Source organism: Streptomyces sp. NBC_00190, from assembly GCF_036203305.1.
GTDB lineage: Bacteria > Actinomycetota > Actinomycetes > Streptomycetales > Streptomycetaceae > Streptomyces.
In genome coordinates this window covers 8,504,690-8,525,792 of the sequence record NZ_CP108131.1, presented here as the reverse complement: position 1 = coordinate 8,525,792, position 21,103 = coordinate 8,504,690, and the positions used below count along the sequence as shown (strand labels likewise).

General features: G+C 68.6%; 18 protein-coding genes and 3 pseudogenes. 7 read left to right on the top strand and 14 right to left on the bottom strand.

Annotated features, from left to right (window positions below; translation table 11 throughout):
* Positions 1–103 precede the first annotated feature (103 nt).
* Positions 104–586, bottom strand: coding sequence for a hypothetical protein (locus tag OG429_RS39600; protein ID WP_328930079.1), 483 nt, complete (start codon positions 584–586; stop codon positions 104–106).
* A 1,063-nt stretch (positions 587–1,649) separates the two neighbouring features.
* On the opposite strand from OG429_RS39600, the gene OG429_RS39595 reads away from it, so the two are divergent.
* From OG429_RS39595 to OG429_RS39575, 5 genes and pseudogenes are all read left to right on the top strand, one after another.
* Positions 1,650–2,852 carry an IS110 family transposase gene (locus tag OG429_RS39595; protein ID WP_328930557.1) on the top strand — a complete coding sequence of 401 codons (1,203 nt, stop codon included), beginning with the start codon at positions 1,650–1,652 and terminating at the stop codon, positions 2,850–2,852.
* 488 nt (positions 2,853–3,340) lie between these two features.
* The gene (locus OG429_RS39590; RefSeq protein WP_328930078.1) at positions 3,341–3,883 is read left to right on the top strand and encodes an SMI1/KNR4 family protein; all 543 of its coding nucleotides are present in this window, start codon (positions 3,341–3,343) and stop codon (positions 3,881–3,883) included.
* A gap of 139 nt (positions 3,884–4,022) precedes the next feature.
* A pseudogene (locus OG429_RS39585) lies at positions 4,023–5,328 on the top strand (NF041680 family putative transposase); the annotation flags it as partial.
* Positions 5,329–5,862: 534 nt separating this feature from the next.
* A complete protein-coding gene (locus OG429_RS39580) occupies positions 5,863–7,641 on the top strand; it encodes an amidohydrolase (RefSeq protein ID WP_328930077.1) in 1,779 nt (592 codons plus the stop codon).
* Positions 7,642–7,807: 166 nt separating this feature from the next.
* Positions 7,808–8,644 (top strand): hypothetical protein, encoded by an 837-nt coding sequence (locus tag OG429_RS39575; RefSeq protein ID WP_328930076.1) that lies wholly within the window; start codon positions 7,808–7,810, stop codon positions 8,642–8,644.
* 38 nt (positions 8,645–8,682) lie between these two features.
* Here OG429_RS39575 and OG429_RS39570 read toward each other — a convergent pair.
* Positions 8,683–9,886: pseudogene (locus tag OG429_RS39570) on the bottom strand (IS3 family transposase).
* Between the two features lie 272 nt (positions 9,887–10,158).
* A pseudogene (locus tag OG429_RS39565) lies at positions 10,159–10,494 on the bottom strand (helix-turn-helix domain-containing protein); the annotation flags it as partial.
* 227 nt (positions 10,495–10,721) lie between these two features.
* Here OG429_RS39565 and OG429_RS39560 point away from each other — a divergent pair.
* A complete protein-coding gene (locus OG429_RS39560; protein ID WP_328930075.1) occupies positions 10,722–10,985 on the top strand; it encodes a hypothetical protein in 264 nt (87 codons plus the stop codon).
* Positions 10,986–11,520: 535 nt separating this feature from the next.
* Here the strand turns inward: OG429_RS39560 and OG429_RS39555 are convergent.
* The 3 genes from OG429_RS39555 to OG429_RS41720 are packed head-to-tail and all read right to left on the bottom strand — an operon-like array spanning position 11,521 to position 12,602.
* Positions 11,521–11,895 (bottom strand): toxin Doc, encoded by a 375-nt coding sequence (locus OG429_RS39555; protein ID WP_328930074.1) that lies wholly within the window; start codon positions 11,893–11,895, stop codon positions 11,521–11,523.
* Entirely contained in the window at positions 11,895–12,134 is a 240-nt protein-coding gene (locus OG429_RS39550) for a hypothetical protein (RefSeq protein WP_328930073.1), read from the bottom strand. Before OG429_RS39550 ends, OG429_RS39555 begins: the two co-directional genes overlap by 1 nt.
* Before the next feature lie 54 nt (positions 12,135–12,188).
* On the bottom strand, positions 12,189–12,602 hold the full coding sequence (locus OG429_RS41720; RefSeq protein ID WP_405681097.1) for a Ku protein: 414 nt from the start codon (positions 12,600–12,602) through the stop codon (positions 12,189–12,191).
* 14 nt (positions 12,603–12,616) lie between these two features.
* Here OG429_RS41720 and OG429_RS39545 point away from each other — a divergent pair, with 14 nt between their 5' ends.
* Positions 12,617–13,207: an IS110 family transposase gene (locus OG429_RS39545; RefSeq protein WP_328930072.1), complete on the top strand. Its 591-nt coding sequence runs from the start codon at positions 12,617–12,619 to the stop codon at positions 13,205–13,207.
* 7 nt (positions 13,208–13,214) lie between these two features.
* On the opposite strand, the gene OG429_RS39540 is transcribed toward OG429_RS39545, so the two are convergent.
* From OG429_RS39540 to OG429_RS39505, 8 genes are read right to left on the bottom strand one after another with little or no spacing between them, the layout of a single operon-like run.
* Positions 13,215–13,973, bottom strand: a complete 759-nt coding sequence (locus tag OG429_RS39540) for a thioesterase domain-containing protein (protein WP_328930071.1) — start codon at positions 13,971–13,973, stop codon at positions 13,215–13,217.
* 47 nt (positions 13,974–14,020) lie between these two features.
* Entirely contained in the window at positions 14,021–15,061 is a 1,041-nt protein-coding gene (locus OG429_RS39535; protein ID WP_328930070.1) for a branched-chain amino acid aminotransferase, read from the bottom strand.
* Positions 15,062–15,070: 9 nt separating this feature from the next.
* Complete coding sequence (locus OG429_RS39530) at positions 15,071–15,415, bottom strand: nuclear transport factor 2 family protein (protein ID WP_328930069.1); 345 nt, start codon at positions 15,413–15,415, stop codon at positions 15,071–15,073.
* Positions 15,399–16,220, bottom strand: a complete 822-nt coding sequence (locus OG429_RS39525; RefSeq protein WP_328930068.1) for a thioesterase II family protein — start codon at positions 16,218–16,220, stop codon at positions 15,399–15,401. The genes OG429_RS39530 and OG429_RS39525 overlap by 17 nt, the downstream gene beginning before the upstream one ends.
* A complete protein-coding gene (locus tag OG429_RS39520; RefSeq protein WP_328930067.1) occupies positions 16,220–18,121 on the bottom strand; it encodes a non-ribosomal peptide synthetase in 1,902 nt (633 codons plus the stop codon). The genes OG429_RS39525 and OG429_RS39520 overlap by 1 nt, the downstream gene beginning before the upstream one ends.
* 53 nt (positions 18,122–18,174) lie before the next feature.
* Positions 18,175–20,067, bottom strand: coding sequence for a cobalamin-dependent protein (locus OG429_RS39515; RefSeq protein WP_328930066.1), 1,893 nt, complete (start codon positions 20,065–20,067; stop codon positions 18,175–18,177).
* Entirely contained in the window at positions 20,064–20,876 is an 813-nt protein-coding gene (locus OG429_RS39510; protein ID WP_328930065.1) for a thioesterase II family protein, read from the bottom strand. Before OG429_RS39510 ends, OG429_RS39515 begins: the two co-directional genes overlap by 4 nt.
* A complete protein-coding gene (locus OG429_RS39505; RefSeq protein ID WP_328930064.1) occupies positions 20,873–21,088 on the bottom strand; it encodes an MbtH family protein in 216 nt (71 codons plus the stop codon). Before OG429_RS39505 ends, OG429_RS39510 begins: the two co-directional genes overlap by 4 nt.
* Between the last annotated feature and the right edge of the window lie 15 nt (positions 21,089–21,103).

Below are 21,103 nucleotides of genomic sequence, written 5' to 3'. Positions count from 1 at the left end.
GGGCCGACGCAGTACCTCACGGTCTGGGCGCGTTCACTCGTACATGGCTGAGTGCCGTTACAGTCATGTGCACGCCGACGGCCTTCGCACCTGCGCTGTACCGTCACTCGGCCTTGCTGAGGTAGTCGGAGAGTCCCACGTTGTCGATCCGCTCCAGGACGAGAGGCATCGCCGAGGCCGTGAGGGCACCACCGAGGGCACCCAGAACGGCCATCGTCCTCCGGTCCTCATCCAGGTTGTCAAGCATCGAGGCGTATGCGCCGAGTACGGCCCCGAGCATCACGTGGCCCAGCGGCGTCTGGCCGTCGGCCTGCTGAACGATGCTCGCGATCGCGACCGCGACGACGTCGGCACCGTCGCGGCCCCGGATCCTGTCGCACTGCGCGCCGATGTCGGCGCCCTCAAAAGCCAGCCGGCCGAGCTCACGAAGCTCCGCCACGTCCTCCCCGCCGAGGCCGACGGTGGTCAGCCGGAGGAGGTGGTAGTGCAGCCTACTCAGCTGCATGTCCTCGAAGACGATCTGCTGATCAAACCTGAACGCGTCACCCACGCGACGCGGAATGTCCTCGGTACTGCTCGCAGACATGTAACCGCCCTCCGCTCGATGTCCGGGCCGTCAGATGGTGTGCGGCCCCGGACCCCTCGCCATTGCAGCCGCCAATGGCTCGGCTGTCACGGTCGCGGCACCGACTGGGCGACGCTGGCACCCGATTGGCACAAGGCCGAGGCGGTCCTCAGGGAGAACCCGGGTTCGCGGCGAGCCTTCGGTGGCGTGCGCCCTGGTCGGTTCGGCCGCGCCGGGTTCGCGCGCACGAGCTCGTCGGACCAAACCAGCGCCTCATCACCGACGGGGTCGGCCGCGCTGGTACCCAGCCGGTCCGCATCCCCGTGCCCGGCGTCCCGGGCGGCCAGGACCCGGTGCGCAAACGCGACCAGCACACCGTACCCGAGCCGGCCGCGAGGCCCGCGAGGAGATGACCCGGAAGGTCATCGGCCATGCGCAGCGTTCTCGACCTGGCGCTCCCGTGTCGCGAGCAAGGGCCCACGGACCACGAGGAGGTCGAGGTCATGGCCACTGTGGTGGAAGCGATCGACGCGAAGCCGTGACGGGTTCGCCCGCCCCGGTGCTCGACGGCCGCGCACTCTACGGCGCTTCGGGGCCACGCCGGGGCGCTCGCGCCAGAAGGCTCCGGACGCGGCGCAGCGCAGCGCAGTAGCATCAACACCACACCGGCGCCGGCAAGGAAGAGCGCGATGACCAGCGGGGCGCCCAACCCGAACCAGGCGGTCGCACTGGAGGAGTTGCCCGCGTCGGCCATGGCGGCGACGGATTCGACCAGCAGCCAGATCAGCATGGCCGAGCCGAGCAGTGGGCCCGCTCCGAGCTCCGAGCAGGAGGAAGGGACCTGCCCCCCCATTACCTTCTTGGTGGCCCCGCAATGGGGCGCCCGGCCTCCGGAGTTGGCATGACTTTCTCCCCCTGTCGAACGCATGGCCTGGGGGGTGGTGTCACCGGCTCCGGAGGCATCGACAGACCGCTGATTAGGGGCATGACCACCGGCTTCTTCGCAGGTCGGGAGGCTCTTCGTAATGTGGATGTGGCGATCGGTGCCGTGGGACGGCCGGGCGAGGACGACCGGAGGAAGCACGTGATCGACACCAGCGAGATCGGCGCCTTCCTCGGCCTGGACGTCGGCAAGGGCGAACACCACGCCACCGCCGTCACCCCGGCCGGGAAGAAGGCCTTAGACAAACGGCTGCCCAACAGTGAACCCAAGCTCCGCGAGGTGTTCGGGAAACTGCAGGCCAAGCACGGGGCCGTGCTCGTCGTGGTCGACCAGCCGGCCTCCATCGGCGCCCTGCCGCTGGCGGTGGCCCGGGACATGGGCTGCCCGGTCGCCTATCTGCCCGGGCTGACGATGCGGCGGATCGCCGATCTCTATCCGGGTGAGGCCAAGACCGATGCCCGGGACGCGTTCGTCATCGCGGACGCGGCCCGCGTCATGCCGCACACACTCCGCTCGGTCGACCTTGAGGACGAGACCATCGCCGAGCTGGAGATGATCGTCGGGTTCGACGACGACCTGGCCGGCGAAGCAACCCGCATCAGCAACCGCCTGCGGGGGCTGATGACTCAGATCCACCCGCACCTGGAGCGAGTCCTCGGCCCGCGGATCCAGCACCCGGCCGTCCTGATGCTGCTGGAACGGTTCGGTTCCCCGGCCCAGATACGCAAGGCCGGACGGCGTCGGCTGATCACGTTGATACGTCCGAAGGCTCCGAGGATGGCCGAGCGGCTGGTCGAGGACATTTTCACCGCCCTGGACGAGCAGACCGTCGTCGTCCCAGGCACGGACGCGGCAGCACTGATCGTTCCTAGCCTGGCCAACTCACTCCAGGCAGTGCTTGACCAGCGGAAACTCCTCGCCACCCGGATCGAGGAACTGCTGGAGAACCACCCTCTTTCCAAGGTCCTGACGTCCATGCCGGGGATCGGCGTCAGGACCGGAGCACGGATCCTCATCGACGTCGGCGACGGATCCAGCTTCCCCTCCGCCGCCCACCTCGCCGCATACGCCGGACTAGCCCCAGCGACCCGCAGCTCGGGCTCCTCGATCCGCGGCGAACAACCCTCCCGACGCGGAAACAAGCAGCTCAAACGGGCTTTCTTCCTATCCGCTTTCGCGGCCCTGGCCGACCCGGTCTCCAGGGCCTACTACGACAAGAAGATCAGCCAGGGCAAGCACCACACTCAGGCCCTCCTCTGCCTCGCGAGACGACGAGCCGACGTGCTCTTCGCGATGCTCCGCGACGGCACCTTCTACGAACCCCAACCCGCCCCATCAGCTTGACCAAACCCATAGGGGCACCCCGCATCAGTCGGCGCCGGTACCAGACGGCGCAGGCGATGCCGGTGACGGCGTAGCAGAAGGCGACCTTCCTTGACGGCCACTTGACGATGAAGGGCACGGTCCAGCGCTCGCCAGACCGTGCCCATTCCCCCGCTGCCGAGCCGGTCAACCAGCTCGAACCGTCCGTCGATCACGTCCCCTGGCGCGCTCATGGCGCAAGGCTAGGGCAGCGGTGGACGCGCTGCCCCGGGCTCCGCGGAATGCCCGTCCATTGGGTGTTCCCACCGGCCAGGTGACCCGTACGCTGCCGCCCGTGGCGGCTGTACTCGGGACCTGGACAGCCATGGGCGGTCTAGCCGCCTCTTTCGGATCTTGCCAAGCTTCGAAGGTGGAGCCCCGTAGATCCATTGCAGGGCCGGCCCTCGTAGATTGGGCGTTTCCAAGACGACGCTCCGCACCGTGCGGTTCAGCGAGACGAGGGGTGGGGTATGCGCGGGACGGAAGCGGTAGCGGCACTTGCCGAGTTCATGCCGGTGGCTCACGGGGTTGACGAGCGGGTCGATTGGGGTGAGGTCGAGGCGGCCTGGGAGACCCGCTTCCCATCGGACTACGTCCATTTCATGGAGGTGTACGGGTCGGGGGTGATCAGCGACGGGATCAGCATCCTGCTGCCGTCACTACAGGTCGAAGGCTACCCGTACGCGGCAGGCCCGGGCCTGGAGGACGAGACGGGCATCGCCCGCGAGCTCTGGGAGATGTGCCGTGACGAGGCCGACTTCGATGTGGACCTTGAGTCCATCGTGGCCTGGGGCGTGACGTCGGGCGCGGACATCTACTGCTGGGTGACCACGAACGAAGACCCGGATCGATGGCCTGTCCTGACGTATGTGAGGTACACCGATGAGATGCAGTTGCACCCCTTCGGGATGGCTGACTTCCTTCGCAAGGTCCTGGGCGATGTGGCCTTCCGGCAGGGGAAGATCAGTGTGGCCTTGGATGAGGCGTCCTTCGTCAACTGGCGGAATGCATAGGCCGGGCCTCTTAGCTTGATCTTTAACCTCGCCCGTCATCCGACCTGCTGATATCTACCGGTTCCGGGGGCAGGCGGCGCGGCCGCCCTCCACGCTTCGAGATGTCGAGTAACGCAGGGTCGAGGGGCGGCCGCTGAGGATGAGTTTGCCTGCCGATGTTCCCGCCGACGAGGCGTTGGGTGTCCTGTCGCGCTTTCGTGTTGGGTTCTACGAGTGCCTGTATGCCGTGCGGATGCGCTCTTCGAGCTCACCGACGCGGTGCTGTGCACGGACGGGCCGGTCAGGTCGCTGGTCGAGCTCACGCTGACGGCCGAGCACCGGCGCGGACATGGAGCGATGTGCGACGCTGTGAATCACGGCTGGCTGGAGCCTGCCCGGTTCCGCCGACTGCTGGCCTCCATGCCGTTGCCGAGGGCGGCTGACGGGCGGATCGTCCTCGCGGTCGACGTGAGCAACTGGCTACGGCCCGACGCACCCACCAGCCCGGACCTGCTGTTCTGCCACGTATACGGGCGGGGCCGCAGTGCCGACCAGATGATCCCCGGCTGGCCCTACTCCTTCGTCGCAGCCCTGGAAACCGGACGGACGTCGTGGACCGCCGTGCTGGACGCCGTCCGCCTGGGTCCTGCCGACGATGCCATCGCGGTCACCGCCGGCCAGCTCCGCGAGGCCGTCGGCCGACTCGTACGCGCGGGGCACTGGCAGCCTGGAGATCCGGACATCCTCATCGTCATGGACTCCGGTTACGACGTCACACGCCTCGCCTACGCCCTGGCCGATCTCCCCGTCGAACTGGTAGGCCGCCTGCGCTCAGACCGGGTGATGCTCCGCGACGCAGGCCCGCGCCGATCCACTCCACGCGGCGGGCAGCCCCGCAAGCACGGCGGTGTCCCCACCTTCTCCAAGCCGCAGTCCTGGCACACCCCCGACCAGGCCACCACCTGCGACACCACCGCTACGGCACGGCCGAAACCCTCACCTGGGACCATATGCACCCCCGCCTGCAGGCCCGCGGCCCCTGGCTCGACCACTGCGGTGAACTACCCTTGATCCACGGCACATTGATACGGCTGAAGGTCGAGAACCTGCCCGGCGACCGCGACCCGAAACCGGTCTGGCTGTGGTCCTCCAAAACCGGGATGACCAGCGCGGACGTCGACCTGCGCTGGCAGGTGTTCCTTCGGCGCTTCGATCTCGAGCACACCTTCCGTCTGTTCAAGCAGACCCTGGGCTGGACCGTTCCGAAGGTCCGGGACCCGCGCACCGCCGATCTGTGGACCTGGCTGATCATCGCCGCCCACACTCAGCTCCGCCTCGCCCGTCCGCTCGCCGAGGACCTCCGCCGCCCCTGGGAACGGCCCGCCGAGCCCCGCCGACTCACCCCCTCCCGGGTCCGCCGAGGGTTCCGCCACCTCCGCGCGAAGACCGCCCGTCCGCCAGGGGTGTCGCTGGGGCAGGAATACCGCACGTCCGCGCACCCCGGACGTGCAGCCTCCCTTCGGGCGTTCGAGAAGCTTGCCCTCGCTAGCGAACTGCACGACCTGGGCGTCAAGCGGCCGTCGTCCGAGGCGACGGCCGCCTTCAGGCTGCCGCTGAGGGTGCGTTCGGCCCGCCAGACGGTCTCGGCGGGCCGAACCTCAACCGCTGATGAACGCGCCGTCATAGACGCCCCGCGGCGCCTGTGGCCGGCGAAGCTGTATGACTCCTGGCCTCCTCCGGCGATGCGTTGAGCGGCGGTGGCGATCAGCGGGGCCGCCTTGGCTGCTGCGGCCGGTGCGGCGCCTGCAATGCCCAGCGCAAGGGAAAGGCCGAGATCGGCGGTGGTGGTGGAGGTGAACGGTCCGAACATCTCGCGCTGGTCGCGCACGGCGTGCGGCTACATCCTGGTACTGACTGGCGTCGATCGATCACGCATGGCGTGCGATTGACTACTCTTCGTGGCGAAGGTTGATCATTCGCAGGAGAACAGGTGGTGTGTGATGTCCCAGGGAATCTCGCCGGGAACGCGGTCTGGAGATGCCGACATCATCTTCTCCGGCGGTTCCATTGTGGCGGTTGCCGACGAGAAATCGGCAGCGCCCGAGGCGGTGGCGGTCAAGGACGGCCGGATCGTCTTCGTCGGCAACCTGTCCCAGGCGCAGGCCAAGTGGCAGGGGCCGGACACGCGGTTGCACGACCTGCTGCCGGACCAGGCTCTGCTGCCGGGTTTCATCGATGCGCACGGCCACATCACCGGCACCGGCCTGCAGGCCACCATCGCCAATCTCCTCGCCGCTCCCGACGGCGACGTCACCGACATCGCATCCCTCCAGGACAAGCTGCGCGCGTTTGCCGAAAGCGAGGTGGGGAAACGCTCGGACTGGATCATCGGTTTCGGTTACGACGACTCCATGCTCACCGAGGGCAAGCACCCCACCCGCCACGACCTGGACGTGGTCTCCACCGAGAAGCCCGTTCTGGCGATCCACCAGTCCTTCCATCTGGGAGCGGTCAACAGCCTGGGGCTCGAACGGCTCAAGTACACCGCCACGACACCGGACCCGAAGGGCGGGGTGATCCGGCGGAAGCTGGAGCGCGCAACCGAATCCGAGCCGGTGTACGGAGAGCCGAACGGGGTGCTGGAAGAGACCGCGTTCAACCCCGCCGCCGACCTGGCCGTCGCCGGGATGGACCCCATCGACACCGGGCAGTTCCTGGCCATGGGCCTCCTGTCGGCGGCGAGATTCGGCTTCACGACCGTGCAGGAGGGGGGAGCGAGCCTGGAGGTCCTGGGCCTCCTGCGGCAGGTCGCGGACGCCCACCCCGATGGCCTGCCCACCGATGTGGTCGTCTACGTCAAGGCAGACCAGGCCATGAAATCCCCTGAGACGGTCCAGGCGAGCCGGGAGTACACCAAGGGCCTGCGCACGGCCGGGGTGAAGCTGCTCCTGGACGGCTCGCCCCAGGGGCGAACCGCCTGGCTCACCGAGCCCTACCTCACCCCTCCCGACGGCCAGAAGGAGGACTACCGCGGCTATGCGACCCTGCCGGACAAGGACGTCCTGGCCCAGGTTCGGGCGGGTTTCACAAACAACTGGCAGGTTATCGCGCACGTGAACGGCGATGCCGCCATCGACCAGCTCATCCAGTGCGTGCGCACGGCCACCAAAGAAGCCGGACAGGACCGGCGTACGACGGCGATCCACTGCCAGACCGCCCGCGAGGACCAGATTGAGGCGTTCCGGGAACTCGGGATCATCCCGTCGTTCTTCTCCATGCACACCTACTACTGGGGCGACTGGTACCGCAAGACCGTGCTCGGTCCCGAACGTGCTGTCGACATCTCGCCGGCCCGGTGGGCGGTGGACCGCGGCATGGCCTACACCTCACACCACGACGCCCCCGTCGCCCTGCCCAACTCGATCGCCATCCTGTCCAGCCAGGTCACCCGCGTCACCCGCACCTCAGGAAGCGTCCTGGGCCCGGATCAGTGTGTGTCGGCCCTGGACGCGGTGAAGTCCCTCACCATCAACGCCGCCCGCCAGTACTTCGAAGAGGACACCAAGGGCAGCATCGAGGTTGGCAAGCTCGCCGACTTCGTGATCCTCAGCCACAACCCGCTCACGATCCCCGAGCCGAAGATCAAGGACATCACCGTCGTGGAGACCATCAAGGAGGGCAGGACCGTCTACCCGCCCGCTCCCACCCGCCCAGACCCCGTCCTCGTCCCCGTCCCTGTCCTGCGAAAGGCCATGTCCGCAGCCTTTGTCCACTGCTGACGCCCCGAAGGTCACCCAGCCGAGGGGCTGAGTACGGGGAAACTTCACTGTGCCCGTTGACCACGGATCCGGACACTGTGTGTGAGTGGTTGTCGTGGGCGGCGGTCGGGATGGAGTGGGCAGTCTGCGGCTGGACGGCGCCTACGAGCCGTCGGTGAGGGGCTGGATGAAGTACAAGGTGCGCGAGGCGATGGAGGCAGTCGTCGGCGCGGTCACCGGCCCTGTGGCCGCTCCCCGCAGTCTGCCGCTCGGCAGGTACGACGACCATGGGCGCCTTCAGTACATCGGCCGCACCACCACCCTCGCCCAGGCGGCTGGCAGCACAGTCGGCGCACTGCTTGCTCCGGCCCGGCCATCCATGGACGGGCTGGTCGTTCTCCGCCAGGTGGGGCACCAGGGAGACGATGAACGTCATCAACCCGAGCTGGTGGTGGGAGTTGTCGTCGACGTCGCCCGCGACGCCTCCGGCCGGTGGCGCCACCCGGCACGCCTGCACCGCGCCCGCCCCGACCTCCAGCCCGCTGACATCCCCCGCCTGACGTCGCCGCCGCACTGTGGAGCCGACACCCTCCTCCGATGTCGAGGTCGGTTCCACCGATGTGACACCGACGCCGGCCCACTCCCCCAGCGGCGGTGGTCTTTCAGCACGTCGAACACCGCGCTCGCCGATGTGGGGCACGTGATCGACGCGTCGGCCCTGAACGGACCGGACTCGGCGAACGACAGGCGCTGGGGTTCCAATTTCGCCATCGAAGGTTTTCCCGTTGACGGTGAGCTGGCGCAGGCTCGTGTGTCCCTACGGCGTACGCCGCGGGGTGGCATTGAGGGTTGTGGGTGGGGGGCTGAGGGTGAGGTGGATACGGGGGGTGGGGCGCGCGGCTGGGGCGTGGAGGTGCCATCGGTTGGTGATGGTGGCGAGGGTGGCTTGGATGTGCCCGAAGTCGTTGCCGATGCATTGGCGGCCGCCAGTGGCGAAGGGGATGTAGCCGTCGCGGGGGCGTAGGGGGGGTGAGGTGACCCCCGGAGCGTGGACACAGGGGTTCATGCTGCAAGTGAGAGTTTGGCTGTCTTGGGGTGCTGCTTTTCGAACTCCATCGGGGAAAGGTAGCCCAGCGCGCTGTGGCGTCGGCGGGCGTTGTAGTAGATGAGCCACTCGAAGATCGCCAACCTCGCCTGCCGCATCGTCGAGAACAGCTTCTCGTGCATCGGTTCTCGTTTCAGGCCCTGCCAGAAGCTCTCGGCGAGGGCGTTGTCGTAACTCCAGCCGACTCTGCCCATGCTCCTGCGCATGCCGTACTGGTCGCAGACCTGGGCGAACGCGGCGGACGTATATTGCGATCCGCGGTCCGCGTGGAAGATCACTCCGGTGACGTCACCGCCGCGGGCCGCGATCGCGGCCTGGAGCGCGTCGATGACGAGCCCGGCTCGCATGTGCGGGGCCATCGAGTAGCCGAGTACCCGGCGGGAGCGGATGTCGATGACGCAGGCGAGATAGGGCCATGTGGCTCCGACCTGCACGTATGTCATGTCGCCGCACCACTTCTCGTCCAGCGTGCCGGCGGTGAAGTCCCGCTGGACCAGGTCGGGCACCGGCGGCGCGAGCCGGTCCGGAACGGTCGTGCGCTTCTTCTTGCGCAGGTGGCGGCCGACGATCTGGTGCTTGCGCATCAGCCGCGACCCGCTTGCGGTTCACCGTGTGACCGAAGCCGCGTAGTTCGGCATGGACGCGAAGCGCGCCGTAGTTGCCGTGGTGTTCGGCGTGGATGTCGCGGATCTCGGCGACCAGGGCATCCTCGTCCGCCTGCCGGGCGGCCCGCACCTCGGCGCCGGCGATCCACCGGTAGTAGCCCGAACGGGAGACCTCCAGCGCCCGGCATATCCGCTTGATGCCGAAGATCCCGGCGTGGGCGGAGACAAAGTCCCAAGCGGCGGTCTTCACTTCATCTCCCGGGCCGAAATAGGCGGCTGCCCGTCGCAGGATCTCCCGCTCGAGCTGCCATTCCTTCTCGGCCTTGGCCAGCCGGGCGTTCTCCGCCTGCAGCCCGGCCAGCTCGGCCTCGGTGTCCTGCGTCGCGCCGGCTGCGGCCGGACGGCCGTCTGCGTCACGCACCCAGGTCCGCAGCGTCTCGGGGTTGACGTTCAGATCGGCCGCGACGTCCCTGAACGTCCGCCTGCCGTCCGAAGCCCGCCACAACGCGATCGCGTCGGACCGGAACTCCGCACTGTACTTCGAGAGCCTTGCCACGTGGATCTACACCTTCCAGGATCAACAAGATCCATTGTCAGGTGTGTCCACACCACAGGGATCCCTCAAGCCCGACGAGGACCTCTACAGAGACAGGTGATGCCTCCAAATCCGAGGCGTTCCGATGGCCGCAGGTGGTCGGGGCGGGCAAATGGTTCCGGACCCGACCACGGGCATCTCAGGCCAACACGGAGCGCCCGGCGGCGGTGACCGATACCAGATCTGGGCGCTCGCCATTCGCGGGGTGAACGACCTCCACCAGGCCGGTCTCCCACAGTGCAGTCCACGATCAGCACGGTGTCCTTGGCCAACCGCTTTCGGGGCTGCAGGGCGAGCATCGGCCCGAGGTGATCGATGATGCGGTCCGCCGCCGACTTGGACACCCCGAACAGCGGAGCGAGCTGGCGCATCGTCAAATTCGTACGCCAGTACGCCGCGACCAGCAGTGCCCGGTCCTCCAGCGGAAGGCTCCACGGCCGGCCCTTGCGGACCGCGTCCGCACCCCCGCGCCTCAGCACAGTCACCAGCTTCCCGAAACAGCGCGGGCTCAGCCACCCGGTGAACGGGGCTATCCAAGACGGCTCCGACGCCGTGATCGCACCAGCCACACCAAGATCATCTCACCTGTGACCAGCAGTTACGGGACAACCCTTGGGCGTTGAGCGGGTCCTCTGGACCGTGGACCCGTGACCCGCACGCCGTCGGACGAGACTTCTGGGCGACACGGCAGCTTCGGGGCGTTCCTCCCCGTAATCGGCATGGCCGCGTGCTAGGGATAGTAAGCCAAGATGCCCGAAATAGGAGGTATTCGAATATGTATGCAACTCTTCTCCGCGTGACGACCGCGCTGGGTGCCGCGGCGGTGCTGGCTGTCTGCTGCGCCGGCGCGGCCAGCGCCGACGACACGGGGCCGGGCCATTCCGTGGGCAGCTCAGGCTTCGGGAACTCGGGCGTCGGCAACTCGGGCGTACTCAACGGCGGCGTCGGCAACGCGGGCGTCGCCAACTGGGGTCTGGGCAACGCGGGCCTTGGAAACACGGGCATCGGCAGCCACGGCATCGGAAACTCCGGACTCGGTAGCTCCGGCATCGGCAACTGAGGCGGGCTCACGGCCCCGCACCACCAAGTCGCACGACGCGCCCGGCTGACGTCGGACCGGTCCACCCCCGGGCCGCCCGTTCCATGAACGGCAGGCCCGGGTGTCTGGCGCGGAGCAGCTGGCCCGCGAGGACAGCGGACCGCGCGAGCAGAATCGGCTTCACCTGGTTGCACGGACGCCTGGACGCCACCGCCCCCGGCGGCCCGCTGGCCGCCGCCCGCGAGCCTGGCTGCATTGGGGGCCGCCGGGGTGCGGCTTCAACGCCGTCTCGCGGCCCCTGTGGCTCGCTGCCTTCCGTTCTCGTGAACATCGACATCCCGCCTCGGCGGGTGCCTCCCGAAGCCATGAAGAACGGGCTTCGCTACCCGTGAATAAAGCCACCAGGTACGCCTCACCCGGGCGTGAGGGGCAGCGGGCTGCGGACGGGCAGGACGGTGAACTGCACGGTTCCTCCGGGGGAAGGCCGCGGGCCCGCGGCGGGGATGTCACGGCATGACGAAACGCGGAGCCGGGATAGGCCTCGGCTCGGTGTATGTCAGATGCGCCAGGTCCGGATGCGGTCGGCGGCCTGGTACACGGTGGCCTTGCCGGCCTGGATATCGCGGACGAGGTCGACCATGGCACCGTATGGGGGGTCGATGCCCTCGCCGGAGGCGTGCATGTAGGCGGCGGTGACCTGGCAGGCATACAGACTGTTGCGGTAGGGCAGGGGCTGCAGCCGGATCAGGGTGTGCAGCAGAGCCGCGGCGCGCCAGGCTGGATCGGGGTCGGCCGTGGTGGGGCGCGGGATGCGGGTCTTGTGGCGGGCGACAGCCGCGACGAGGGCCGAGTAGTCGTCGACGCTGACGTCTTCGGGGACGGCCTGCTCCTGGACATCCAGGAGCCAAGGGACGTCGATGTGGAGGATCATCAGGCGGCGTCCGCCCCTCGGCCACCAGGAGCGGACGGGGCCTCGTCGGGGAAGGCGTCGTCGAACTCGTCCCGGTGTGCCTCGCCCCAGGACAGGGCGTAGCGGACGAACTGCAGGCGTTGCTGCTCGCGCAGTGGCAGGTCATGGACGAACTGCTTCAACGACTTGCCTTCGGCGGCCGCAGCGGCGCGGACGGCTTCGAGTTCCTCGTCAGTGAAGGTGATGTTCAAGGACGGCATACCTGATGGTACCTAGTAGGTACCACGGGCGGCTAGAGCCTGTCGGGAAGTGCTTCACCGCAGGTCAGGGGCGGGTCCCAGCGCCTCTGACGGGCGGTGAGCAAGTCCAGGTCGCCTACGAGCGGCCTGCACGCAAATGGCTGCGGGAGCAGCTGGGGCCGGAGTGCGATCCCGTCCCCTATGCGATCCGCACGGCGCGGAATCTGGCGGTCGACAGCCTGCGCAAGCGGCGCCCGGTGCCCCTGGGTCACGATGGCCCCGATGGCGCGGACCGCGTCGTCGTGCCGCTGGGCGGAAGCGACGAGGGCCTGGATGTCGTAGATGGCTGTAGACCTTGGTGTTCTCGGATCCCCGCGGCCCCAGGTAGTACGTCGTATCGAAGAAGATCGGGTCCACCCCGTCCAGGTCCACGAACCCGGCGATGTCCAGCGACCGGCGCGAGCTGTGCCTTCCGCTGGCCGCACGCACTGTACGTCGCGAGGTTGGAGAAGCTGGTGCTGTTCGTCGGTGACGACTGGGCCGAAGACCACCACGATGTCGAGGTCCAGGACGGCTTAGGCCGCAGGCTCGGGTCCGCCCGGCTGACGGAGGGCGTCGAGGGGATCGCGAAGCTGCACGCCCTGATCGCAAGGCACGCGGTCGGGATCGAGACCGACCGCGGCCCGTGGGTACAGGCCCTGCTCGCGGCCGGCTACCGGGGCTACGCGGTCAACCCGCGGCAGGCGGCCCGGTTCAAGGAGCGTTACGGCACCTCCGGCGCGAAGAGCGACAAGGGCGACGCGCACGCGCTTGCGGACATGGTTCGTATCGACGCCGCCCAGCTGCGGCCGATCGCCGGCGACAGCGAGCAGGCTCAGGCCGCCAAGGTCGTCGCCCGCGCCCACCAGACCCTGGTCTGGGAGCGCACCCGCACCTTCCAGCGGCTGCGGAACACGCTGCGCGGACGCCGCGCCCGGCTCCTCGGCCGCGCATTCCGCTTCGAACCAGGCACCGGCACGCACCTCCTGTCCGAACCCCCGCCCTTGGGTCGGGCGAGTCATCCGGAGTGCACACAAAAGTACCGATTGCCATGATCGGCTATCAATTCAGACACGGAGTGACCGGGTCGGGGCGGGACCACTTTTCAACGGCCCGTTCGACGATGCGGGCGATGTCTGCGAGCCTGTCGTTCTCCATCAGGGTGTAGTGCGTGCCTCCGGCCCACTCGACGGGCACTGCGGTGCCGAACACATCCGACCACCCCAGATCGTCGGGTGCCGGATCCCAGCCGGTTTCCTCACGTGCCCGGATCAGCAGGACGGGCGCTGCGCACGGTCTGGCCCGCCAACCCGACTCGAAGGCGTCCTGGTGCCAGCGGTAGGTGTCCCAGAACGGCCGCAGATCCTGACCCGTCACACCCGCCATGTCACTGGAGACGGCCATGATCTCCGCGATCCGATCCAGGAGTTCGCCGGGCGAGGAGGCCGGAGTACCCGCCAGGTCGACGCCGAAGAGCCCGCCCATCTCGGTGACGAGATCGGTGGTGCGCCCGGCCAGGACCTCGGGGGTCGCGCTGTCCAGCAGGACGACTCCGCTCGCCCCGGCCGCGGTCGACTCGGACAGGCGGGCCATTTCCACCGCCACGGGCCCACTGAAGGACCATCCGACGAATACGGGTGTCGTCCGGGGTGCGGCGTGGAGGAACTCCGCCAGGTAGTCCTCGGCGATGCGTTCGATCGAGGCGTGCCGACCGGGCGGGATGTCCGGCGAGTGGAACGCGTAGACCGGGCGGTCCGATGTCAGAAACGGCTCCAGAGCGCGGTACGACGCCGCCGATCCGCTCGCTGGATGGACGAACACCAGCGCCTGGGATTCATCCGACGGCCTCAGGCGGAGCAGGTTCCCGGTCACAGGCGGTGCAACCAGCCTTCCTCGTCAGGTGAGAGGCCACGATGGACGGAGACGAGCTCGTCCCTCAGCTCCTTGGTGACCGGCCCCTGCCGGCCGTCTCCCACGGTCCACGTCTCACCGGCGTCGCAGAACCCTCCGATCGGACTGATGACGGCCGCGGTGCCGCAGGCGAAGGCCTCCGTGACATCGCCGGCCAGGCACCGCTCGCGCAGGTCTTCCAGTGCGATCCGCTCCTCCCGCACGCGGAGCCCTCGCCGTGTGGCCAGCGAGATGACGGAGTCCCTGGTGACGCCGGCCAGGATGGTGCCGGACCGGGCCGGGGTGACGACCTCGGCCGCCTCGCCCGTGCCGTGGACGAAGAAGACGTTCATGCCGCCCATCTCCTCGACCCACGTTCTCTCCACGGGATCCAGCCACAGCACCTGGCTGCACCCCTGGGCCGCCGCCTCCTGCTGGGCGAGGAACGAAGCCGCGTAGTTCCCGGCGCACTTCACCTCCCCCGTGCCCAACGGCGCGGCGCGCACGTGGTCGCGGCTCACCCAGATCCTGACCGGGTCCGTCCGGTCGCTGAAGAACGCTCCGGTGACGAAGGCGAGCAGGACGAAGGTGTAGGCCCGCGCCGGCCGCAGCGCCAGACTGGCTTCGCTGGCGAACAGCACCGGCCGCAGGTAGAGACTGAGGGCCGGGTCATCGGGCAAGCCGGGCCCGTCCTCGCGCACCAGGTCCTCGACCGCCCCCACGAACAGGTCGGCCGGAAACTCCGGCATCACCAGCCGACGGGCCGACCGCTGGAACCGGCGGGCGTGTTCCAGCGGCCGGAAGACTCCCAGCCCGCCGTTCACCAGGCGGTGGCCCTTGAGCCCCTCGAACACGACCTGCCCGTAGTGCAGGCCGGCCATGGCGGGATCCATCGGAAGCGGACCATAGGGCCGCAGGCGCGGCGGCTCCCAACTGCCGTCGCGCCAGGAGGAGACCACCATGTGGTTCGTGAACGCCTCACCGAAGGCGAAGGGCGCGGCGCCCTGTACTGCGGTCATGGATCCCCCTCAGACGAGTGGTGCGAAGAAGAAGGTGTTCCGTCGCGCGAAGCGTCCGTCGGGCGACAGGGAGAAGAAGTCGGCGAACCGGAGCGAGGTCGCGCGCCCGTCGTTCAGTACGCCGCGGAACTCACCGCGCACCGCCACGTCGGCGCCGGACTGGATGATCGCGGTGATCGTGTGACTGCCTTCCCTGATCACCCGTTGGGTGCGGTAGAACCGCTCGAGGTCCGCTCTGCCCTGCATCGGCTCGTATCCGGGCCGGTGGTAGACGGCGTCAGGCGCGAAGAGCTCGATCAGGCCGCCGATGTCACCGTCGTCGACCAGGCTGTAGTACTCACGCACGCGTCCCACTGCCCACTCCTGGGTCAGCGCTGTCATGGATCAGCCCTTCCGATGTGTAGGTGGTGGCGTCCCGCAGGTGGCCGGCCACGAACGCGACCACCTCGTCAGTCCGCTCGTGCAGGTAGAAGTGGCCGCCCTGGAACTGCCGCATCTCGAACGAGGAAGCCGTGAGCTCCCCCCACGCGGCCAGCGGCGGGACCTCGACTCCTGGGTCCGAGGCCCCGCCCAGCGCGACGACCGGTACGTCCAGCAACGGGCGCGACGACCAGCGGTAGGTCTCGCAGAGCTCGAAGTCGGCGCGGATGAGGGGGAGAAGGAACTCCAGCAGTTTCGGGTGGTCCAGCACCTCGGGCACCGTGCCTTCGAGATCGCGCAACTGGCGGATGAGCTCGTCCTCGGGGAGGAGGTGCACCTGGCGCCTTCGATGCGGCAACTGCGGCGCCCAGTATCCGGAGACGAACAAGCACGCCGGAGCCCGGCCGAGAGCGGCGAGCCGGTGCGCCGTCTCATAGGCCAGTAACGCGCCCATGCTGTGTCCGAACAGCGCAAAGGCGCCCTGCGCCCTTTCCGCGACGGCCTCGGCGAGCTCGTGGGAAAGCAACGTCGCCGAAGGGGTGTAGGGGTCCGCAAACCGGTTCTCCCGCCCGGGTGGCTGCACCCCGACCACCTTCACCGAGGGCGCGAGCAGCGGCGCCCAGTCACGGTACGCGGAGGCCCCGGCCCCGGCGTGGGGGAGGCAGAAGAGCTGGAGCGCGTCCTCGGCAGTCGGTACCGCCTCCCGGTTCGGCAGGAACCACCGCTCCCTGGCCGTCATCAGCGGCCCCCGCGCTCGGCCAGCCGGCCTTCCAGGTACCGACCCACGCCGGACGGTGTCGGGTCGTCGAAGAGCTCCGGCAGCGGGACCTCCATCCCGAACCGGTCGTTCAGGGCCGCGATCAGCCTGATGGCCGAGAGGGAGTGGCCGCCGAGTTCGAAGAAGTTCTCGTCCGGCGCGGCCCGGTCCAATCCGAGGACCAGTGCCATCGCGGCCGCCACTTCCTGGCTCACCGTCAGCCCGCCCTCGGCGGGCAGTGCCCCGTCGGCACCCGGCTGACCGGCTCCGTTCGGCCCGCCGGCCGGGGCGGATCCCGGAACGCGCTCGGCGGCCGGCAGCCGGGAGCGGTCGATCTTCCCGTTGGCGTTCTTGGGCAGCTCGGGCAGTCTCACCAGGGAACCGGGCAGCAGGTGGTCGGGAAGCCGGTCACGAAGGAAGCCGGCCAACTCGGGAGCCTCCACCACCCGGCCGGCCGTGGCGTAGTAGGAGACGAGGCTCCGGTCCTCGGTGCCGTCGCCCACGGCGACGGTGACGGCCTCGGCCACGTCGGGATGAGACATCAACCCGGCATCCGTCTCGGCCGGCTCGACCCGGTAGCCGCGTACCTTCACCTGGAAGTCCGTCCGGCCGAGGAACTCGACGACTCCGTCGACGGTCCACCGGCCCACGTCACCGGTGGCGTACATCCGGGCGCCGGGACGGTCGGAGAACGGGTCCGGCAGGAAGCGTTCCGCCGTCGGACCCGGCCGCCCGTGGTATCCGCGGCACACCCCGTCGCCCCCGATGTGGATCTGGCCGGGCAGGCCCACCGGCTGCGGCCGCAGCTGATCGTCGAGTATGTGGATCCGGGTGTTGGCGATGGGCGACCCGATCGGGAGGCGCGACTCCCCCTCGCTCCCGGTCACCGCGTACGCCGTCGCGAAGGTCGTCGACTCGGTCGGACCGTAGCCGTTGAAGAGCCTGGTCGCCGCCCCCGCCGCGACGGCGCACGCCTGCCTCGGGCCCAGGACGTCGCCGCCCACGTACAGCTGGGAGACGGGCGCGAAGATCGACGGGTCCAGGGCCGCGAGCCTGTTGAACAGGGGTGTCGCCATGACCATGGTCCGGACCGGCTGTGCCGTGAGCGCCGAGCGCAACGCCGCGGGGTCCAGCACGGTGCCGCGGTCAAGGCCCCAGAGGTGGCAGCCGCCCAGCAGCGCCCCCCATATCTCGAAGGTGGCGGCGTCGAACGCGATGTTGGATATCTGTGCCACCCGATCGCCCGGTTCGAAGGACACGTAGCCGGTTCCCAGGACCAGCCGGGCGATGTTGCGATGGGTGACACAGACCCCCTTGGGGGCCCCGGTCGACCCCGAGGTGTACATCACGTACGCGAGGCTTTCCGGACCGGTCACCGCAGGCACCGGGGTGTCGTACACCGGATCCTCCGTCACCGCCCCGGCGAGGTGGCCGAGCACCGGTTCCCAGGGCAGCCCGAAGGCCGTCTCAGGATCCGGCTCGTCCGTCGTCAGCACCAACGCGGCCCGGGCGTCCCGGAGGATCAGGCGGAGCCTGGCCTCCGGGTGCGACGGGTCCAGCGGAAGGTAGGCTCCGCCCGCCTTCACGATGGCGAGGATGGCCACGATCGCGGCCGCCTGGCGGTCGATGTGGACGGCCACCCGCGTCTCCCGTCCGACGCCCACGTGCAGCAGGCGCCGGGCCAGGGAGTTGGTCGCCCGGTCCAGCTGCCGGTAGCTGAGCGTGGTCCCGCCGTACGTGAGAGCGGGCCGGTCCGGACCCTCGGACAGCCGCTCGGCGAAGAGCTGCGGCAAGCTGCAGTCACGCGGGTATGTGGTGGTGGTGGAATTCCATCGTGCGATGTCCGAGGTCTCGGCCCCGTCCGTCACGGCAAGCGCTTGCACCACGATTCCTTCTCTCTGTGAAGACTGTCGGTGGATCGATCGCGCGGAGTTCGCTATCCGACGGGGGTCCACACCGGCACGATGTTCTCCACTTTTTCGATCATTCCGTGGCAGTAACCACCGTTGTGGTCCAGGCTCTGGGACGCCATGTACGGGTACTGCAGCCGCTTGTGATCGATCGTGTAGGTGCCGGCGGACATGTTCTGGTCTTCCGACCGGACCGCCCCCGAAAGCGCCCCGACCAGGTCCTCGCCGATCTCCACGGTGTAGCTCCGGCGCCCCCGCTCCAGCAGGCGGATCGGTTCGACACCGTCCTCCAGCGGGTCCAACGGCGTATTGCTGTACACATATGGCCTGTTCAGCAGGTCTGCGGCGAACATTGCACGGGCCTGAGGGTCCTCCCACCAGGCCTGGCTGCGGGCGAACTCGAGGACCTGGGCGTTGAACAGGCTGCGCTCGGCGTGCAGCACGGTGTGGATGAACAGCCCGTAGTTGTTGACGTCGTAGTACTCGGCGTCCCGGATGGAACGCTCTACGAATTCCACGATCGGGTCATCGGCCGGGCGGGTCCGCCAGTAGTCGACGAAAGCGGATACGAGGTCGCTGTACTGAATTTTTCCGGCCGCGTTGAGATACCGACTGACGAGACGCAGGCTCCGGGTGTTGTGAATGGCGTGCAGCGCGTAGAAGTAGCGCATGCCCTCGACGAATTCATCCGCCGACACCTGCTCCGTCTCCACCACGATGCGGGCATCGGCGACCCCGCCGCCGGCCGGACGGGTCACCAGCCCGAGCTTTTCCCGGTTGTGGTAGATCGGGGTGTTGTTCAGGAGGAGGTGCGAATAGGCGATGATCGTCTGGGCCGAGTTGTCACAGAGGGTTCCGATCCCCCGTTTGAACGAGTCGAGCGTCTCGCCGGGGAGGGGCCAGATGAGTTCGATGAAGGAACTCAGGCCCTTGTCCCGCAGGTTGTCCTGCACTTCCGAGAAGGCCTTGAGCTTGATGTTCGACCTAGCGATCAGGTCCAGGCTCTTGGGTTCGAGGGTCTGCATGGAGATGGGCTGCGAGGTGACGAGGCCGGCGTCCTGGAAAATGCCAGTGATCTTGGACACCGCGTGCGGCTTGTTCTTGGCCGACGAGAAGTAGACGACGCTCGGGAAGCGCCGCTCCCGGGAGGCGGCGGCGATGTGCTCGGAGAACTCGACGTCCCGCGACAGCATTCCCCAGTTCGCGTCGGCGATGTAGAGGAAGAGGACGTCGTTGCGTGACATCCAGGTGATCTCGTCGCGGACCCGCTCCTCGTCGAACCGGTAGACCCGGTCGTTCGTGGCAGCGCCCCAGAAGCAGAATCCGCAGTGGTACGGGCAGCCGCGGTTGGTCTCCAGGATGCTCATGCTGTACTTCGGCTCGAACAGTCCCGTCAGGAAAGGGGACGGGATCGTGTTCAGGTCCGTGATCCGGGCCCTCTCGGGCGTCGTGACGAGCGCGCCGTCCCGGAAGAAGCTGAGTCCGCCGACTCGTGCGAGGTCGGGCGCGGACTCCGTGAGCTCCCTCAGGTAGTCGGCGAAGGCGATCTCGCCCTCACCGTTGCAGACCGCCATGTGCGGGTCCGCCGGATCGAGGTAGCGCAGCCCGTGCTTCATGACCTGCGGGCCGCCCAGCAGGATCTCGGCGTCGGGCTGGGCCTGCCGGATGAGCGGGAGCAGCTTCTGCACCGACCCCATGTTCCAGACGTAGCAGCTGAACGCGTACACGTCGGCCTGCCGGCCGAGCACGTCCCGCAACACCTCCGTGATCGGGGTCTTGATGCTGGTGGAGTAGTTGTCGAAGGTGTACGAGGCGCGGATCTCGGGATCCTCGGACGCGTAGGCCTGGAGGTACCCGGAGACGAGCGGGGTGATCCGCTCGAACACCGAGAGCTCGACGATGGTCACCTTTTTCTTCATCGGGAAGTCCGTTCGTCGGGTCGGGAGGTGACACCGGCCGCCTCGTCCCCCAGCACCGCGCGGACGCCGTCCACGAGGTGCTGGAAGACCGCTGCTTCGTGCCGGTGGATGAAGAAGTGGTCGTCGTCCATCAGGTGCAACCGGAAGTCCCTGGTGGTGTGTCCGCGCCAGGCCTCCATGGACCAGACCGGAATCTGCGGGTCGCGGGTCCCGCAGAACGCGGTGATCCGCGAGTTCAGCGGCGCCCGGGGGCGATGGCGGTGGCTGGCCAGTACGGCGAAGTCGGCGCGGATGCGGGGGATGCACAGGTCGAGCAGCTCGTCGTCCTCGAGCACCTCCGCAGGGGTGCCCTCGAGACGGCGCAGCTCGGCTACGAACTCCTCCCGCGGCAGTTGATGGATGGCCGGACGGGGGCGCTCCAGCTCGGGCGCGGCGCAGGCGGAGACGGCCAGCAGTTCGGGCGGCCTTCCCGTCAGCTCTTCGAGCCGGTACGCGAGTTCGTGGGCGAGCAGACCGCCCATGCTGTGCCCGAAGAGCGCGTAGCGGTCGCCGGTCCACGGACCCAGGGCGCCGGCCAGGCGCGTGACGAGGGTTTCGAAGTCCTCCACGGGTGGCTCGCGCAAGCGGGTCTCGCGGCCCGGAAGCTGAACCGGCGCGAGGGCGGCGCCCGCAGCGGCGCGCTGCTGCCAGGAACGGTAGAGGCCGGCGCCGCCGCCCGCGTACGGCAGGCAGAACACCCTCAGCGGGGCGTCGAGGTCGGGCACGCCGAAGGGGAACCAGGGCTCGGAGCCGGCCGCCCCCGGGGTCATCGCGTACCTTCCGGCGCGGTCCGCAGGCTGCGCGGGAGCATGTCGGTCCAGGTCTCTTCGATGTGTGCGACGCACTCGTGCCGGGTTCCGCGGAACCCGGTGGTGTGCCAGCCGGGCGGCGGGGTACGTCCGTCGGGCCAGATCGAGAACTGCGTCTCCTCGTTGACGACGACGGCGAAGGCGTCGGACGGGGCTTCGGCAGGGGTGTGCACGGGTCCTCCTCAGGA

Excerpts from the sequence above, each read along its gene's own strand:
- OG429_RS39600 (WP_328930079.1), bottom strand. The coding sequence starts at position 586 with ATGTCTGCGAGCAGTACCGAGGACATTCCGCGTCGCGTGGGTGACGCG.
- OG429_RS39590 (WP_328930078.1), top strand. The coding sequence starts at position 3,341 with ATGCGCGGGACGGAAGCGGTAGCGGCACTTGCCGAGTTCATGCCGGTG.
- OG429_RS39580 (WP_328930077.1), top strand. The coding sequence starts at position 5,863 with ATGTCCCAGGGAATCTCGCCGGGAACGCGGTCTGGAGATGCCGACATC.
- OG429_RS39575 (WP_328930076.1), top strand. The coding sequence starts at position 7,808 with ATGAAGTACAAGGTGCGCGAGGCGATGGAGGCAGTCGTCGGCGCGGTC.
- OG429_RS39555 (WP_328930074.1), bottom strand. The coding sequence starts at position 11,895 with ATGATCCTCCACATCGACGTCCCTTGGCTCCTGGATGTCCAGGAGCAG.
- OG429_RS39550 (WP_328930073.1), bottom strand. The coding sequence starts at position 12,134 with ATGCCGTCCTTGAACATCACCTTCACTGACGAGGAACTCGAAGCCGTC.
- OG429_RS39535 (WP_328930070.1), bottom strand. The coding sequence starts at position 15,061 with ATGACCGCAGTACAGGGCGCCGCGCCCTTCGCCTTCGGTGAGGCGTTC.
- OG429_RS39525 (WP_328930068.1), bottom strand. The coding sequence starts at position 16,220 with ATGACGGCCAGGGAGCGGTGGTTCCTGCCGAACCGGGAGGCGGTACCG.
- OG429_RS39515 (WP_328930066.1), bottom strand. The coding sequence starts at position 20,067 with ATGAAGAAAAAGGTGACCATCGTCGAGCTCTCGGTGTTCGAGCGGATC.
- OG429_RS39510 (WP_328930065.1), bottom strand. The coding sequence starts at position 20,876 with ATGACCCCGGGGGCGGCCGGCTCCGAGCCCTGGTTCCCCTTCGGCGTG.